The sequence below is a fragment of the Commensalibacter intestini A911 genome (genome assembly GCF_000231445.1).
GTDB classification, from domain to species: domain Bacteria; phylum Pseudomonadota; class Alphaproteobacteria; order Acetobacterales; family Acetobacteraceae; genus Commensalibacter; species Commensalibacter intestini.
This window is the reverse complement of the sequence record NZ_AGFR01000003.1, coordinates 823,741-838,746: the sequence shown is the minus strand read 5'-3', so window position 1 is coordinate 838,746 and position 15,006 is coordinate 823,741. Positions and strand designations below refer to the sequence as shown.

16 protein-coding genes are annotated in these 15,006 nt (G+C 36.7%); 9 read left to right on the top strand and 7 right to left on the bottom strand.

What is annotated here, in order from left to right; translation table 11 throughout:
* Window positions 1-16: 16 nt before the first annotated feature.
* Both CIN_RS04200 and eno read right to left on the bottom strand, forming a co-directional pair.
* The gene (locus CIN_RS04200) at window positions 17-346 is read right to left on the bottom strand and encodes an FtsB family cell division protein (protein ID WP_008853817.1); all 330 of its coding nucleotides are present in this window, start codon (window positions 344-346) and stop codon (window positions 17-19) included.
* A 73-nt stretch (window positions 347-419) separates the two neighbouring features.
* Complete coding sequence (eno, locus tag CIN_RS04195; RefSeq protein WP_008853816.1) at window positions 420-1,709, bottom strand: phosphopyruvate hydratase; 1,290 nt, start codon at window positions 1,707-1,709, stop codon at window positions 420-422.
* A 217-nt stretch (window positions 1,710-1,926) separates the two neighbouring features.
* Between eno and CIN_RS04190 the strand changes: the two genes are divergently transcribed.
* Window positions 1,927-2,406, top strand: a complete 480-nt coding sequence (locus tag CIN_RS04190) for a DUF3429 domain-containing protein (RefSeq protein ID WP_008853815.1) — start codon at window positions 1,927-1,929, stop codon at window positions 2,404-2,406.
* Here CIN_RS04190 and kdsA read toward each other — a convergent pair.
* From kdsA to tpiA, 4 genes are read right to left on the bottom strand one after another with little or no spacing between them, the layout of a single operon-like run.
* A complete protein-coding gene (gene kdsA, locus CIN_RS04185; protein ID WP_008853814.1) occupies window positions 2,390-3,220 on the bottom strand; it encodes a 3-deoxy-8-phosphooctulonate synthase in 831 nt (276 codons plus the stop codon). The genes CIN_RS04190 and kdsA overlap by 17 nt on opposite strands.
* Window positions 3,217-4,848, bottom strand: coding sequence for a CTP synthase (locus tag CIN_RS04180; RefSeq protein WP_008853813.1), 1,632 nt, complete (start codon window positions 4,846-4,848; stop codon window positions 3,217-3,219). Before CIN_RS04180 ends, kdsA begins: the two co-directional genes overlap by 4 nt.
* 59 nt (window positions 4,849-4,907) lie before the next feature.
* A complete protein-coding gene (gene secG / locus CIN_RS04175; protein ID WP_008853812.1) occupies window positions 4,908-5,264 on the bottom strand; it encodes a preprotein translocase subunit SecG in 357 nt (118 codons plus the stop codon).
* Window positions 5,265-5,313: 49 nt separating this feature from the next.
* Window positions 5,314-6,063: a triose-phosphate isomerase gene (gene tpiA, locus CIN_RS04170; RefSeq protein ID WP_008853811.1), complete on the bottom strand. Its 750-nt coding sequence runs from the start codon at window positions 6,061-6,063 to the stop codon at window positions 5,314-5,316.
* Between the two features lie 205 nt (window positions 6,064-6,268).
* Here tpiA and CIN_RS04165 point away from each other — a divergent pair, with 205 nt between their 5' ends.
* The 8 genes from CIN_RS04165 (at window position 6,269) to CIN_RS04130 (ending at window position 14,441) form a co-directional block, all read left to right on the top strand.
* A complete protein-coding gene (locus tag CIN_RS04165) occupies window positions 6,269-8,179 on the top strand; it encodes a peptidylprolyl isomerase (protein WP_040363772.1) in 1,911 nt (636 codons plus the stop codon).
* 14 nt (window positions 8,180-8,193) lie between these two features.
* Complete coding sequence (trpE, locus tag CIN_RS04160; RefSeq protein ID WP_008853809.1) at window positions 8,194-9,696, top strand: anthranilate synthase component I; 1,503 nt, start codon at window positions 8,194-8,196, stop codon at window positions 9,694-9,696.
* A gap of 57 nt (window positions 9,697-9,753) precedes the next feature.
* On the top strand, window positions 9,754-10,341 hold the full coding sequence (locus tag CIN_RS04155) for an anthranilate synthase component II (RefSeq protein WP_008853808.1): 588 nt from the start codon (window positions 9,754-9,756) through the stop codon (window positions 10,339-10,341).
* 9 nt (window positions 10,342-10,350) lie between these two features.
* Window positions 10,351-11,433, top strand: a complete 1,083-nt coding sequence (gene trpD, locus CIN_RS04150) for an anthranilate phosphoribosyltransferase (protein WP_008853807.1) — start codon at window positions 10,351-10,353, stop codon at window positions 11,431-11,433.
* 20 nt (window positions 11,434-11,453) lie between these two features.
* Window positions 11,454-12,311 (top strand): indole-3-glycerol phosphate synthase TrpC, encoded by an 858-nt coding sequence (gene trpC, locus CIN_RS04145; protein ID WP_008853806.1) that lies wholly within the window; start codon window positions 11,454-11,456, stop codon window positions 12,309-12,311.
* 58 nt (window positions 12,312-12,369) lie between these two features.
* The gene (gene lipA, locus CIN_RS04140; RefSeq protein WP_083813318.1) at window positions 12,370-13,311 is read left to right on the top strand and encodes a lipoyl synthase; all 942 of its coding nucleotides are present in this window, start codon (window positions 12,370-12,372) and stop codon (window positions 13,309-13,311) included.
* Window positions 13,312-13,351: 40 nt separating this feature from the next.
* On the top strand, window positions 13,352-13,789 hold the full coding sequence (locus tag CIN_RS04135) for a type II toxin-antitoxin system RatA family toxin (protein ID WP_008853803.1): 438 nt from the start codon (window positions 13,352-13,354) through the stop codon (window positions 13,787-13,789).
* A gap of 178 nt (window positions 13,790-13,967) precedes the next feature.
* Complete coding sequence (locus CIN_RS04130; RefSeq protein WP_040363771.1) at window positions 13,968-14,441, top strand: hypothetical protein; 474 nt, start codon at window positions 13,968-13,970, stop codon at window positions 14,439-14,441.
* Between the two features lie 70 nt (window positions 14,442-14,511).
* On the opposite strand, the gene CIN_RS04125 is transcribed toward CIN_RS04130, so the two are convergent.
* A complete protein-coding gene (locus CIN_RS04125) occupies window positions 14,512-15,003 on the bottom strand; it encodes a CinA family protein (protein WP_008853801.1) in 492 nt (163 codons plus the stop codon).
* Window positions 15,004-15,006 lie beyond the last annotated feature (3 nt).

Genomic DNA, 15,006 nt, shown 5'->3' with positions numbered 1-15,006 from the left:
AGTTAGGGAAATACCCCTAATAAAGATGATCGTTTGCTTTGTAAGGGATCACGATTTCATTATCCTGAGCAAAACTCAACATAACGCGTGTACGTTCATCTAACAGGTCTTTATCTAGGTGACCTTCCTTTAATCCAACAACCCTTCTACCCCAAGCTTGCTGTTCTGAAACCGCATCTTGTTGTGCATTTTGCGCTTCAACGAGGAGCTTTTGTTGAACATAGTAACTTTTTAAGCCGTGATCACCATTCATAGTGTTCCAAAGAAAATATCCTGTTAGACCTAAAAAGAAAACAGGGGGAATAAGAGCTTTAATTACTTTTTTTACAAAATGAAAAAATTGCATCCAATATTCCCTCTAAAAAACATAGCCGTAAAGTCGGAAGTAGTTATTTCTTCCGACTTTGTCAAGCAAAAGACTATAAAATTTCTAATGCTTTAAATGCGTTACGGCCAGCATAGCGTGCTGAATTACCTAATTCTTCTTCAATTCTGATCAATTGATTGTATTTTGCAATACGATCTGAACGAGATAAAGAACCTGTTTTGATTTGACCAGCATTTGTTGCAACAGCTAAATCAGCAATAGTTGCATCTTCTGTTTCACCAGAACGATGGCTAACTACAGTTGAGTAACCATGACGATGAGCCAATTCCATTGCTCTGAATGTTTCAGTTAATGTACCAATTTGGTTAACTTTAACAAGCAAAGAGTTTGCTGTAGCTTTTTTAATACCAGTTGCAAGTCTTGTAGGATTAGTTACGAACAAATCATCCCCAACTAATTGGATTTTGTGACCTAACTTTTCAGTCATTTCTGCCCAACCAGCCCAATCATCTTCAGCACATCCATCTTCTGCTGAAATAATAGGGAAGTTGTTACATAGACCCACAATATAATCGACCATTTCGCTAGAGCTAAAAATTTTGCCTTCGCCAGTCATGTTATATTTACCATCTTTATAGAATTCAGATGATGCTAGATCTAAAGCCAAAGAAATTTCTTCACCTGGTTTATAGCCAGCTTTTTCAATTGCTTTCATGATGTGTTCTAAAGCTTCATGAGCAGATTTAAGATTTGGTGCAAAACCACCTTCATCACCAACACTGGTGTTTAAACCAGCTGCATGTAAATCTTTTTTCAATGCTTGGAAAACTTCTGCACCCATTCTCACTGCTTCAGCAAGAGAAGATGCACCGTGAGGAACAATCATGAATTCTTGGATATCAATAGGATTATCAGCATGTTTACCACCATTAACGATGTTCATCATTGGAACAGGTAAAACATGAGAATAAGGAGAGCCAAGATAACGATATAAAGGAAGACCTAATTCTTCTGCAGAAGCTTTTGCAGCTGCCATAGAAACGCCTAAAGTAGCATTCGCACCTAAACGACCTTTGTTTGGTGTTCCATCAAGCTCGATCATAATTTCATCAACCAACATTTGGTCTGAAGATTCGATACCGACTAATGCTTCTAGGATTTCACCATTAACATTATCAACAGCTTTCAAAACGCCTTTACCAAAATAACGGTTTTTATCACCATCACGTAGCTCAACAGCTTCATGAACCCCAGTTGACGCACCAGAAGGAACAGCCGCACGACCAACGACACCAGTTTCCAATTCTACATCAACTTCGATGGTTGGTGTGCCACGACTATCAAGAATTTCACGTGCTACAATGTCAACAATTGCACTCATTTTCTATCCTAACGTATTAAGTGTTTTTAAAAGTATATCGAGAAATAAAACCACATTACTAAAATATTGCCGAAACTAAATTATTAAGCAATATTAGAGTATATGTATTAGCAAAGGATCTTTGTTAAATACGGATGAGTATAGTAAAAAAAATGTTATTTTACTAGATAGTCAATTATTTAATTTATCGTCATAATAACAACTTTGGGAGAAATTTATGAAGCGCATACCTCTTCTACCTTTTTTATTAGGGGTATTGTCACCTGTGCCTTTGGTGATTATGGCTTTTATAATGATGTTTTATTCACCACAAACAGCATTACCAATATTACTACCTTCATTCGTAGGATATGCTGGAATTATACTGTCTTTTATTGGTGGAATTAACTGGATTCTTTCAATGCAAAAACCAGTTATTTTATTAGAGAATGAAACAGATATTATTGACAAAAAACGCCTATTAATCGCTGTTGTTCCATGTCTATTTGGTGAATTAGCAATTATTCTAACCGCTAATCATAAATGGAGCACGGCCTTATTACTTTTAATCGTTGGATTTGCAACCACGTTATTCTTAGAACGCAATGCATATTTACCAACAGAGCAACCCACGGGTTACCGATCCATGAGATGGTTAACCACAATGGTTATTCAGCTCTGTTTAATTGGAGCTTTTATTTTTAGAGCTCCTTGGTAATCCGATCAATTTGAGTAAGTTTATGCAAAAGGGCAGGGAGATCATCTAATTTAATCATATTAGGTCCATCGCTTGGCGCATTATCTGGATCTTCATGAGTCTCAATAAACAAAGCTGCAATGCCAACAGCCATCGCAGCTTTGGCAAGATAACTTACAAATTCACGCTGTCCTCCAGAAGAATTTCCCATTCCTCCAGGTTGTTGCACAGAATGAGTCGCATCGAAAACAACTGGGTATCCCGTTTGAGCCATAATGGGTAAACCACGCATATCGCTAACTAATGTATTGTAACCAAAAGAAGTCCCTCGATCACATAAAAGGATTTGTTCATTTCCTGCAGATGCGATTTTATCTGCAACGTTTCTCATATCCCAAGGGGCGAGAAACTGTCCTTTTTTGACATTAATCACTTTATTAGTACGCGCTGCAGCAATTAACAAATCCGTTTGACGACATAAAAACGCCGGAATTTGCAAAATATCAGCAATCAACGCAACAGGAGCGCATTGTTCAGGTGAATGAATATCCGTAAGAATCGGCAAACCTAATTTCACTTTTACTTCATTCAAAATATCAAGGCCTTGTTCCATCCCAAGACCTCGTTGCGTTTGAATACTCGTACGATTTGCTTTATCAAAAGAACTTTTGTAAATCAGTCCAATATTATATTTTTCACAAACATCTTTTAACTGTTGTGCAGTTTTTAATGCATGCTCCAAAGATTCAATCTGGCATGGTCCTGCAATCAGCGTAAAGGGAAGGTTATTTGCAATGGTTAATGAACCAACATGAACTGATTTATTCAAAGTCATTTTGAATTTTCCTGATCAATAGCAGCTTTAATAAAGCCAGAAAATAATGGGTGAGGAGCAAAAGGTCTGGATTTTAATTCTGGGTGATATTGCACTGCAATAAACCATGGGTGATCTTCATACTCTACAACTTCTGGTAATACTTTATCAGGAGATAACCCAGAGAACTTCAATCCAGCTCTTTCGATTTGTTCTTGATAATGAATATTGACTTCATAACGATGACGATGACGTTCTTGAATAGCATTAGCACCATACATTGCTGCTACTTTTGATCCTGGCGTTAATTCAGCAGCATAAGCACCTAAGCGCATTGTACCGCCCATTTTATCTCCAGAGTAACGACGCTTTACTTGCCCAGAATCAATCCATTCTGTTAATAAGCCAACCAAAGGCTCTTCAGTAGGACCAAATTCAGAAGAAGAAGCATTGGGCAATCCTGCAAGATTACGCGCACATTCCACCACAGCCATTTGCATTCCAAAACAAATCCCTAGAAACGGAATATGATGTTCACGAGCATAACGAATAGCTTTGATTTTACCTTCGCTACCACGCTCACCAAATCCACCAGGAACCAAAATTGCATTGGTATTTGCAAAGAAACTACCAACATCTTCTGCAGTTTCTAAATCTTCAGCCTTAACCCAGTTAATATTTACTTTAACTCTGTTGGCAATGCCACCATGAAGTAATGCTTCAATCAAAGATTTATAACTATCAAGAAGTGCTGTATATTTTCCAACAATAGAAACGGTCACTTCACTATCTGGATTTCTTAAAGCATCAACAATTTTATACCATTTACTTAGATCAGGCTCTTTGTCATATGGAAGGTTAAAGTGACGTAAAACTTCTGTGTCTAAACCTTCTTTATGATACTCAATAGGGCAGGCATAAATTGTATCAATATCTAATGCAGGAACAACAGATTCTGTTCTTACATTACAGAAATTAGCAATTTTTTGACGTTCATGTTTAGGAATAGGGCGGTCACAACGACACAATAAAATTTGAGGTTGAATACCAACATTTTGTAATTCTTTAACAGAATGTTGTGTTGGCTTTGTTTTCAATTCACCAGCAGATGCAATCCAAGGCACTAATGTTAAATGCATGAAAAGGGTTTGCTCATTTCCTAAGTCATTTCTTAGCTGGCGAATAGCTTCTAGGAAAGGAAGACTTTCAATATCACCGACCGTTCCACCAATTTCAACCAACATAAAGTCAACATCATCTGCATCTTGTAAAATAACAGATTTAATGGCGTTGGTAATATGAGGAATAACCTGAACAGTTGCACCTAGATAATCTCCACGACGTTCACGCATCATCACATCAGAGTAAATACGACCAGAAGTCGCATTGTCATTACGAGATGCATCAACCCCTGTAAATCTTTCATAATGACCAAGATCTAAGTCGGTTTCTGCACCGTCATCTGTAACAAAAACCTCACCATGCTGATAAGGACTCATCGTGCCTGGATCAACATTCAAATATGGATCTAACTTTCGTAAACGAACAGAATATCCACGTGCTTGCAACAAACTTGCCAGCGCTGCTGAGGCGATACCTTTTCCTAACGAGGAAACCACACCACCAGTAATAAACACAAAACGCGTCATGAAACCTTCTTTTTAATATTAATCTAGCGATATTGAAAACAATAAGTTTTTAATACAATTTACTTAGTCGGTGCTGTTTTTTCAGTTTTTTGAGGTTGATCATTTGGCTTAGGCTGAGATGGGGTAGCTTGTTGAGAAGGGCTACCTATGATTTTATTAACAAAAGCTGCGCCACTATTATTTGCTGAGCCGTTTTTATTTAAAATCGCAATTGCAAGACACAAAATCATAAAAACTGCAGCTAATATAGCTGTCGTACGTGTCAACAAATTGGTTGTTCCACGCCCAGTCATAAAAGATCCCATTCCTTGACTGCTTCCGATACCCAAACCTCCTCCTTCGCTGCGTTGAATTAAGACAACACCAATCAAAGCAAGAGTGACCAATAATTGCACAATAAGAAGAATAGTCGTCATGTGTTTAGTATACTTTCACTAACAGTCAAGAAATAAATCATTTATAGAGTTATGCGAAATCTTGAGCAATTGTAACAAGTTGTAAGAAGTCTTCTGGAATAAGACTGACCCCACCAACCAATACACCACCTAGCTCAGAAATAGCAAAAATATCTTTTACATTACTTGGTTTAACTGAACCACCATATAATATAGGTGTTTTTTTACCATTTTCTCCGTATTGAGCAACAAGTTTTTCACGAATAAAGTGAATCACTTCGGCAATATCTTCATTTTTCGCAGATACGCCTGTGCCAATTGCCCAAACAGGCTCATATGCAACTAATCCATTAAAGTTCTCTGGTAGCGACCCCTTAATCTGGCTTGCAATAACATCTTTATATTTACCAGACTCACGTTCTTCTTTGGTTTCACCAATACAAACAACAGGAAGTAACCCTGCTTTTTGTGCAGCAATCGTTTTTTCTTTGATTAGTTGATCTGTTTCTTTGTGATCACTTCTACGTTCTGAATGTCCCAAAATAACATAACCTGCGCCCACATCTTTTAACATTGCTGCCGAGATATTACCTGTATGCGCACCTTTTTCCGCAACGTGACAATCTTGGGCACCTAGTGCATAAGGTGTATCTTTAATATGTTTTTGAACATGATATAATTGTGTAAAGGGAGGGCAAATAACCGTTGGTGCGAAATCTTTATGTTTTTCAGCATAGGCTAGTAAAGCAGAAACAATATGATCAGCTTCTTTTGTTAAGCCATTCATTTTCCAGTTACCAATAACCACTGGTTTTACCATTTTTAATACTCCCTGTATATTTATAATGATTATAATTAGATTATAAAGGTTCGATTTATAATCAAAAGATGTTATCATAGAATATAAAATATGTTGATATAATTCAAAAGATATCACATTTTTTTTTGCAGCTTAGGCATATATAGGTTATTGCTACATAAATTAAGAGTAATAATTCGCATTTAAATTATTTGGGTTACGTTACATGTTGTCGCATTTAAGACATTTACTTATCGATTCATGGTTTGGGCGCATTCTAGTTGGCCTTATCTTTCTTGTATTCATCAGCTGGGGTGCTGAAACCATTATTGACACTTGGTCTCATCAAGATAACAATGTGGTAGCTTGGGTCGGCAGCAAAAGAGTAACCGTGCAAGAACTAGATTCGGCTGCTAATATGCAATTACAGCAATATGCAGCAAAACAAGGACTTTCTGATAAATCTCAGCTTCCAAATGGAATGAAGGCTTCCTTGATTACGCAAGCTTTACAGCAACTGATTATAGAAAATAATCTACTGCTTACTGCTGATAAATCAGGTCTAAGTGTTTCTGATGAAGCATTACGTAACTTAGTATTTTCTTTTCCTGCGTTTCAGCAAGATGGAAAATTTAATAGAGAGTTATTTAATCTCTATATTAGCCAACAAAACACCACCGAAACACAGTTTTTGAAAATGTTGCGCAATCAGTTGGCGCTATCAGGACTTACAGAACCTTTAGTATCAGGAGCATCTGCATCCGATATTATGGCAAAAAATATCTTTGGATTTAGCAATGAAACAAGACAAGTCAGTTATATCCAAGTGCCATTTAATAGTTTTAAACCAAGCGCTTCTCCATCAGATGCTATTTTAAAGAGATATTATGATAACCATCTATGGGATTTTACAGTTCCAGAATTTAGGAAAGTAAAACTAATTTTTATTTCTCCTGAGACCGTTGCAAAAGGCCTGGAAGTTTCTGATCAACAATTATTGCAATATTATAATTCTAGAAAAAATGATTTTCAAAAACCAGAATCAAGAAATCTTGAAATTGTAACAGTTAAAGACCAAAAAGCGGCTGAAGATTTAGCAACATCTTGGAAAACAGCAACTTGGGAATCTATTCAACAACAAACTCAAAAAGACAATGGTTTTGCAACAACATTAGCAGAATTTACAGCTCAATCTTCTCCTTCTGCAGAATTAGCTGATGCTGTACAAAAAATAGCTCTAAATACTGTATCTGCACCTATTAAAACACCAATGGGATGGAGCGTTTTTAAAGTAACTTCAGTAGTTCCTGCACATGAAATTGCTTTTGATACTGTGAAAAGCCAACTCAAAACAGAGTTAGTCCAAGCGCAAGCAAAGCAAGCTTTTGCAAATAATATAAAAACTATTCAAGATGTTTTAGCTGGTGGTGAGGGTTTAGATGGTAAATTAGGTGGGCTTGGAGTTGTCGCTGTAGAAGGAACCTTAAACGAACAAGGTCTAAATCTAGAAGGTGACCCAGCACCAATTCCCTCCGATGATAAAGTCAAACAAGCGATCATCAGCGATATCTTCTCTAAAGCAAAAAATGCTCCTCCATCTTTAATTCAAGGGGACAACAATACTTACTATGCTTTTGTTGTTGAGGATATTACACCTGCACATCAAGAAACATTTGAACAAGCAAAAGATCGTGTTCTTAAGGCTTGGCAACAACAAGATATTAAAAAGCAAGCTAATGTTGCGGTTACTGCTATTTTTAAACAAGCTCAAGATAGCCATAAACCAATTCAAAATACAGGAAATCAGCAATTCACCATTAAAGAAAGTGATGCTTTTTCTAGAGTGAACCCATCAAAAACACTTCCTCCAGAACTACAAGCACAAGCATTCTCTATGCAAATGGGACAAACCACGATGTTTGAATCGCCTGATAGTTTTTATGTTGCGACATTAAATAATATCAAAACACCAACACCTAAAGATAATCCAACTGCTTATAATGATTTAAAAGATAATTTAGCTCAAGCAGAGGCAAATGATATTTATTCTAGTTATATTATTTTCCTTAATGCACACAGCAAAGTTGACGTTAATCAGCAAGCTGTCGATGCAATCATTAAACAGGTCAGTTATTAAAAGGATTAATTTCAGTGTCTTATGATGATTTTATAGTCAGTGAGCAACAAACAGTCATTTATACTGTTAAATCCGCTGATTTAATTACGCCTGTTTCTGCATATCTACAACTATCTGTTCTTGCTGGTAAAAATCCTAAAAATATTTTTTTACTAGAAAGCGTGCAGGGCGGTGTATCCAGAGCTCGTTACTCTATTATTGGTCTATTACCTGATGTTGTTTGGAAGTGTCACCAAGGTGTTGTATCTGTTAATAGAGATCCTTTGAATACTCCAGAAGCCTTTGTCACTGAGGGTATACACCCCATTGAGTCTTTACGAGCATTTATCGCAGAAAGCCAATTGGATATTCCTGATAACATTCCACCTATGGTTGGCGGTATTTTTGGATATCTCGGTTATGATATGGTTAGGCAGATGGAGCATTTACCTAATCCTCCCAAAAATGACTTGGGACTTCCAGAAGGCATTATGTTTAGACCTTCTGTATTTGCCATCTTTGACACAGTTCGTGACGAACTTACTTTAGCTGTTCCCCTTAGAGGGAAAACACCTGAAGAGCAAGAACAAGCCAAACAGCTCCTAAGAAAAGCACAAGATGCATTAAATGCGCCTGTTCCATTAGGTAAAAAAGTTAATAAAGCTGTTGAAAATCTTTTAGAATCTCCATCTTCTACTTTTACCAAAGATGAATTCAAAAAAGCTGTTGAGCAGATTAAGGAATATATTTTCGAAGGGGACGCATTCCAAGTTGTTCCAAGCCAACGTTTTTCTATTCCGTTTAAATTACCACCTGTAGCCCTTTATCGTTCTTTGCGACGAATAAACCCAGCACCTTTTCTATTTTGCTTACAACTAGATAATTTTGCTTTGGTTGGCTCTTCTCCTGAAATATTAGTTCGTCTACGTGACGGAATGGTAACTGTTCGGCCTTTAGCTGGCACACGTCCAAGAGGGAAAACACCTGAAGAAGACCTTCAATTAGAGCAAGACTTATTAGCTGATCAAAAAGAACTCGCAGAGCATTTAATGCTAATTGATCTAGGTCGTAACGATGTGGGTCGTGTCAGTGAAATTGGATCTGTTAAAGTTGCAGAACAATTTGTTATCGAACGCTTCAGCCATGTTATGCATATTTCTTCTAATGTAGAGGGCAAACTTAAACAAAATTTAACTGCATTAGATGCTTTAATTGCTGGTTTTCCAGCTGGCACATTAACAGGTGCTCCTAAAATTAGAGCTATGGAAATCTTAGATGATATAGAACATACACAACGTGCGACTTACGCGGGTTGTATTGGCTATTTCGGCGCAGATGGCAGCATGGATACCTGTATTGGTTTGCGTACCGCTTTAATTAAAGATGAAACCATGTATGTTCAAGCAGGATGTGGTGTTGTTGCCGATAGTGACCCAGAGGCAGAATATGAAGAAACAAAGCACAAAGCTAGAGCGCTATTTCGAGCTGCGGAAGACGCATGGTCATTTGTTCCTAATATTGATCCCAAAGCTAACTAATCCAATATAAAATGGATAATGTTATAAAAATAAAAATTTATTGATTGGCAAGGCCATATGATTTTACTTATCGATAATTATGACAGTTTCACCTATAATCTCGTTCAATATTTTGGAGATTTAGGGCATGAATGTCTGGTCCATCGTAATGATACCATTACAGTAGAAGAGGCGATGGCATTAAAACCAGAGGCTATTGTCATTTCTCCAGGCCCCTGTAGCCCTTCAGAAGCAGGAATTTGTTGTGACTTAATCGCCAAAGCAGCTCCAACTACACCTATTTTGGGAGTGTGTCTGGGACATCAGGCTATTGGGCAAGCATTTGGTGCAAAAGTCGTCAAAGAAAAACCTGCTCATGGTAAAGTTTTCCCAATTATGCATACAGGGGAAGGGATCTTTAAAGGATTAAAAAATCCTTTAAGAGTGACTCGTTATCATTCTTTGGTCGTGCAAATGAATACATTGCCAGACAGTTTTGTGCCTACAGCATTTACAGAAGATCAGATTCTGATGGCATTCCAGCACAAAGAATTACCTGTGCATGCTGTACAATTCCATCCTGAGAGCATTGCCTCTGAACAAGGACATGAACTTCTTCAAAACTTTCTAGATCTAGCCGATCAATGGAATAAGAGAAAAATTTGAGATAAAATTATGGATTTATCTTTTTCATTTACTCCCATTTTAGAAAAGTCTTTGAGAGGAGAGCATTTCTCTTCACAAGAAACGACTGATATTTTCAATGCCATTTTAACAGGTAAAGTCTCTGACGTTCACATTGCTGCCTTTTTGATGATTCTACGCATGAGAGGGGCAACAATAGAAGAGTTAGAAGGGGCTGTGCGATCTATGCGTCATCAGATGCTACCGATTACCCCAAACGACCCTTTTACGATTGATGTTTGTGGCACGGGTGGAGATGGTCAAAGTACGTTAAATGTTTCTACAGCAGTCAGTTTTGTCTTGGCTGCAATGGGAATTTCTGTTGCAAAACACGGCAATCGTGCACAATCCTCTAAATCTGGTGCAGTTGATGTTTTAAGTGCTTTAAATGTAGTTCCTCAAACAGATATAGAAATTTTACAAGATAATTTAAACGAACATAAAATTACTTTTTTATCTGCTTTTGTACATCATCCAGCCCTCAGCCATATTAATCTTGTGCGTAAAGAACTTGGGGTTCGAACAATTTTTAATTTGCTTGGCCCATTATCAAACCCTGCCAATGTTCGATATCAAATGATCGGGGTCTATGACACTGAATGGCTAATGCCTTTTATTCAGGTTTTACAAAATCTAGGCTCTAAAAGAGTCTGGGTCGTTCATGGTCTAATTGAGGATGCTGGACAAAAGCAAGGGGTAGATGAAATTACCCTAGCTGGTCCATCGAAGATCATGGCATTAGAAGATAACAAAATTATTCCCGTCACCTTATCAATAGAAAATATAAAAACTGCAGGCCTTACTCCTGCACCATTATCTGCTATTGCTGGAGGCGCTCCAAAAGATAATGCTGCTGCTATGCTTGCATTATTTAATGGTAAAAAAGATGCTTATCGTGATACAGTATTGATTAATACTGCTATTGCATTACATATTGTAAAAAATTACTCTCTTATTAATACACATGGGGAAATTAATCCTACTGTTTTGAAAGAGTTAGTCTTAAAAGCTGCGGATGCTATTGATAGTGGCTCTGCATTATCCGTATTGCATGCAATTCAGCACAAAACTTAACGTAAACGCTAGTTATAATTATGAACGAAATATCTAATTCTGATCCTGTTTTAAACTCTATTTTACAATCTGAAAATGAAATAGCAGATGTACTAGTACAAATTTGTGCCAGAACACGTGCTGAAACAGAAAAAAAATCCAGCATCAAATCTTTAAAAGAAATTGCTGAAGAAGCAAAAAATAAAAAAACACCAACACGTGGATTTTCACGTGTATTAAAAGAAAAAATGGCAAAAGGTCAAATGGGGCTGATTGCTGAATGTAAAAAAGCATCTCCTTCTGCAGGTGTAATTCGTCAAGACTATGACCCTTCAATGATTGCTGTGCAATATGAAAACGCTGGTGCCAGTTGTTTGTCTGTTTTAACAGAAACCGGTTACTTTTATGGGAATAACGAAGATTTAAAAATTGCTAGAGAAGCATGCTCTTTACCTGTATTACGTAAAGATTTCATTTTGGAACCTTGGCAAGTTTATGAAAGCCGTGTCATTGATGCAGACTGTATTTTATTGATTATGGCTGCTTTAAAAGACAATGAAGCCAGTGAAATGGTCGAACTTGCAAGATGTTTAGATCTTGATATCCTTGTAGAAGTCCATGATGAAGCAGAACTTAATCGTGCCTTGGCTTTAGATGTTTGTTTGATTGGTATTAATAATCGTAATTTACGCACATTAAAAACAGATATCGCTGTTACAGAGGCTTTATCACCTTTAGTACCACCAGATCGTATTATTGTTTCTGAAAGTGGTTTAAAAACCTTTGATGATATTAGTCGAGTGCAAGCTGTGGGTGCTAGTGCTGTTTTAGTTGGCGAAAGTCTTTTGTCAAAACAAAATGCTGGAACCGCAGTTAGAAATTTACTTGGTTCAAACTAAACTGTTTTTTATACGATTGTAACTCTATTGAATAAATAGAGTTACAAGGGAATTATATATGACGGTAAAGCGAATTCTTGTGCAACACGCACAACAAAAAAAACAAACTATCAATTCGTTGCCAAAACCGGAATGGATAAAGGTAAAAATTAATCAATCATCTGCTTTTAAGGAAACAGATGCATTGGTTAAAAAATATCAGCTTAATACAGTATGTACAGAAGCAGCTTGTCCAAATATTGGAGAATGTTGGACAAAGCGCCATGCAACAGTGATGATCTTAGGAAATATTTGCACAAGAGCTTGTGCATTTTGCAATGTAGCAACTGGACGACCATCTCCTATAGACCCTAATGAGCCTGCACGTATTGCTTTGATGGTGCAAAAACTCAATTTACGTCATGTTGTTATTACTTCTGTTGACAGAGATGATTTAAAAGATGGTGGAGCACAGCATTTTGCTCATGTGATTACCGAAATTAGAAAAACATTACCATCTACAACAATCGAAGTACTAACACCTGATTTTTTAAGAAAAGAAGGGGCTGTATTAACGATTTCCAAAGTTAAACCTGATGTTTTTAATCATAATATGGAAACTGTTCCCAGATTATATCCATCAATTCGCCCCGGTGCACGTTACTTTCAATCTTTACGGATTTTATACGAAGCCAAACAATTACAACCCGATGTCTTTACTAAATCTGGAATGATGCTAGGGTTAGGAGAAAGCAAAGAAGAGGTTGTTCAAGTGATGGATGATTTACGTTGTGCTCAGGTTGATTTTCTGACATTGGGGCAGTATTTACGTCCAACACCTAAACATGCAGCAGTTCAACATTATGTAACGCCTAATGAGTTTGAAGAATATTACCACATCGCCAAAGCAAAAGGTTTTTTACAAATTAGTTCATCCCCGATGACACGATCCTCTTACCATGCTGATACAGATTTTGAAGTATTAAAAAATAAACGTCTCACTACTTATTTATCAAACTAAATTATATTTAAACGACATGATATTTGGAGAATAACTTAATATGCCTACGCATGCTGAAAAACGGTTTATCGCCCACAGCCAAGAACAAATGTTTAATTTAGTTGCCGCCGTTGATTTATATCCTGAATTTTTACCTTGGTGCACAGGGGCAGATATTCGATATCGTGATAAAGAGTTACTTCTAGCAGATTTAAAAGTAGGCTTTGGACCATTTAAAGAGGTTTTTGGTAGCCGTGTAGAGTTATATAAAGCCGAAAATAGAATTACTGTCACTTATGATCGCGGCCCTTTGAAATATTTAAGCAATCAATGGCAGTTTTTACCAGATCCAAATGGATGTATCATTGATTTCTTTGTTGATTTTGAATTTAAATCTAAGATTATGCAAAAAGCAATGGGCTTGGTTTTTAACGAAGCAGTACAAAAAATGGTTTCTGCATTTGTCAAAAGAGCAGATTTCTGTTACGCTTCTAAGTAGGATAAAAAGTCACAGTATATAAGTTTATAATATAGATGTGATAAATATTAGTTACCCCACTTGTATTTTTTAGTGTTATAATTACATTCGTAACTATAGTTTTTGATTAACAATAAAATAAATTAATGTTAGATTATACACACATTAGTTTATTTTATATTTAAGTAGAGGTTAGATTATGAATTCTGTTTTCAAAATGTCTCTTTTTGCAGCAGCTTTAGCTTTTGCAGTTCCAAATGTTGCAATGGCTGCAACGGCAACACCTGCTCCAGCAAAACACAAACCAGCTGCTCACAAATATTATAAAGGGCATCGCTATAGCAAAAAAACACCTACAGTAGCTCAAGGTGACCAAGAAACTGCAGATTTAAATGCTCGTAGCTTACAACTTGTTCAATCTGTTAACAATGGTGCAGCTCCTCCTAACGCTACTCAACAAGTTGTTCCTAACCCTTCAAACCAATTACCTCCAAGTGCAAGAGTGCCATTGACAGGTAACCAAACAACACAAACTTTAAACCGTGATAGCTTACAAGACGTTAACAAATATGATCACAGACGTGTTGTTGTTGCTCCTGGTACAGGAAACACTGTTGCAGCTCCAGCTGCACCAGGTGCTGTAAACCCAAATAATATGCCTCCAGCACAATAATAATTGTTGCTAATGCATAAATAAAAAAAAAGCCTCTTAGTTTATGATAACTAAGAGGCTTTTTTATGACTTAAGATAAGGTAAGTAAAAGCTTTATAGCTTCAATAACCGTTTGTAACCTTATCACTTCTCGATCTCCTAAAAAATTATATTGATATGCAATCGCTTTTCGATCTCTTCTTTGTATAGCTATCCATACTAAACCGACTAAATCATGAGTATCTGGGCCTGCAAATCCAGTAACAGCAACAGCAATATTCGCATGAAATGCTTTATTTAAAGCACCAGACACCATTTCTAGGGCAACTTGCTTACTCACTGCACCATATTTATCTAAATTTGCTTGATTTACGCCTAGCATAGTTGCTTTCATATAATTAGAATAAGTAACAAAACCACCTTCTATATAAGAAGATGATCCTGGTAAATCCGTTAAATAACCACTAATCAAACCAGCAGTGCAACTCTCCGCCGTTACAAGTTTCAAATCATGTGCCTGACAAAAATCAGCGAGCTCTAAACATAAAGAGAATAAGTGCTGTTTTAAATCATTAACATTCATTAT